Source organism: Paenibacillus foliorum (assembly GCF_013141765.1).
Lineage (GTDB): Bacteria > Bacillota > Bacilli > Paenibacillales > NBRC-103111 > Paenibacillus_S > Paenibacillus_S foliorum.
The window spans coordinates 1-814 of sequence record NZ_WHOD01000081.1 but is presented as its reverse complement, the minus strand read 5'-3'; the positions used below and the strand labels follow the sequence as shown (position 1 = coordinate 814).

General features: G+C 49.1%; 1 protein-coding gene. It reads right to left on the bottom strand.

Features of this window, described 5'->3' with window-relative positions; translation table 11 throughout:
- Positions 1 to 814, bottom strand: an 814-nt coding sequence (locus tag GC093_RS21625) for a lamin tail domain-containing protein (protein ID WP_171653991.1), incomplete at both ends; no start/stop codon positions are given.

Here is an 814-nt window from a genome sequence, read left to right as displayed (position 1 = left end):
CTAACAGTGCGTAGACAAATTGATCATTCGTCAAAGTAGCATCCCCATACTCCGTAATAAACTGAGTCACCGTATACGAGAGATGCGCAGGCCTAACCAGCCAGACGATTTTGGTGCCGTGTGCGGCAATCGTCATGTTGGTCGCACCTCCGGTCATCGTATCCTGGGCTACGATTTTCCACTTCTTCGCATTCGCATCGGTCCAAGGCTGTGCCAGACCCGGTTGTGTGTAATACTGAATTTGATAATTCGTTAGATCAATTGGTTGACTTGTTGTATTGTAAAGCTCCACAAACTCGAAGGCTTCACCCGCTGCTTTCGGTGCCGCCATAATTTCCGTAATGAGCAGGGAAGGGGCGGTTCGCTCGATTTGGTTTACGGCCTTGCTTACTCCGATGCTCTCAATGCCCGTGCTGCTGACCGTAACTAGGTTAAACGTATAATTAACACCGTCCGTCAAGCCCGAAAGCAATGCGGAAGCCGTTCCTTTAGCAATCGGCCCCGCTACCTTAACCCAATTCTGATCGTAAATATCCACATGCGTATAGTCCGTTTTACCGCTGAAATCCGTCGGCTCTGTCCAACCGATACTGGCTTGTCCGCCGTTTATTAAAGCCGTCGGATTAAGCACCTCTGCCGGAAGCAGCGGCTCTTGCCCGGTGCTCAGCTTCCCTGGAGTCGGTACTTTATTCAGTGAATCGGGTGATTTCCGCTCCATTAATTTACTGGTAGGATCTAATCCGCCTGCCGGAAAGAAGAAAATAACCGTTTCTTGTACTGAGGCTGTTTTATTAAAATCGCAAAATGGTGTAGC